Source organism: Paracandidimonas lactea (assembly GCF_021653995.1).
Classification (GTDB): domain Bacteria; phylum Pseudomonadota; class Gammaproteobacteria; order Burkholderiales; family Burkholderiaceae_B; genus Allopusillimonas; species Allopusillimonas lactea.
Map to the genome: position 1 here is coordinate 1 of NZ_JAJJOZ010000025.1, position 1,193 is coordinate 1,193.

The window sequence follows — 1,193 nt, forward strand, 5'->3', positions numbered from 1 at the left end:
GGTAGTCCCCCCATTTTCAGCAGTAAGCGGCAGTAGAATCGGTTAAATGTTTACTGGCTAATTTCTGTTTCGGAGTGATGCCGCCCAAGGCCATGTTGGGTCGTTCGTTGTTGTAGGTCCAGAGCCAGGCGGTGGCGCCAAGCTGAACTTCGTCTAGACTGCCAAACAGATTTTGGGCGAGCCAATCATAACGCACGGTTCGGTTGTAGCGCTCGACATAGGCATTTTGCTGTGGGTTTCCGGGTTGGGTGTGGATGATCGTAATGCGTCGTTTGGTGGCCCATTCGAGCATCGTTTTTCCGATGTATTCGGGGCCATTGTCGCATCGTACACAGGCCGGCTTGCCACGCCATTCGATGATCTGGTCGAGGGCCCGCGTCACGCGCTCAGCCGGCAGCGAGAAGTCCACCTCGATCCCTAAACCCTCGCGGTTAAAGTCGTCGACCACATTGAACAGCCGGATGCTGCGACCATCGGTCAGTTGATCATGCATAAAATCCATGGACCAGATTTGGTTGATATCGGTGGCGGTGCCCAGCGGGTCTGGTCGCTCGCGCACGAGGCGTTTCTTGGGCTTGATGCGCAGGTTCAGCTCCAGTTCGCGATAGACTCGATACACTTTTTTGTGATTCCACGTAAAGCCCTTGATGTTGCGTAAGTACAGGAAACATAAGCCAAAGCCCCAGTTGCGTTGGGCCGTGGTTAAGCGGATCAACCAGTCGGCGATCACGTCATCTTCCTTGGCGTGTTTGGCCTGATAATGGTAGGCGCTTTGGCTGATACCAAACGCCTGGCAGGCCAGGCGGATACTGGATTTAAAGTATTCAATGGCACACCGCGCCATCTCTTTGCGTCGAGATGGCGCTACCACTTTTTTCGTAGCGCTTCCTGCACCATTTCAGCCTTCAGGCGCTCTTCGGCGTACATCTTCTTAAGCTGCCTGTTTTCAGCCTCAAGCTCCTTCAGGCGTGCCATCATCGAGGTGTCCATGCCACCGTATTTGGCACGCCATTTGTAAAACGAGGCGCTGCTCATGCCGTGCTCGCGGCACAGCTGCGGCACGGGCGTGCCGGCTTCGGCCTGTTTAAGAATCGCCATGATCTGGCTGTCGGTGAATCGGGATTGCTTCATTGCGAATTTCCTTGTTATGGAAATTCTACCTTCGATCACTGCGGTTATACGGGGGGATTACC

1 protein-coding gene is annotated in these 1,193 nt (G+C 54.4%); it reads right to left on the reverse strand.

Annotated features, from left to right (window positions below):
• Positions 1-16 precede the first annotated feature (16 nt).
• A protein-coding gene (locus LOL23_RS18910; RefSeq protein ID WP_237174137.1) for an IS3 family transposase occupies positions 17-1,131 on the reverse strand; the annotation gives its coding sequence in 2 pieces (ribosomal slippage) (positions 17-879 and positions 879-1,131; 1,116 coding nt in all).
• Between the last annotated feature and the right edge of the window lie 62 nt (positions 1,132-1,193).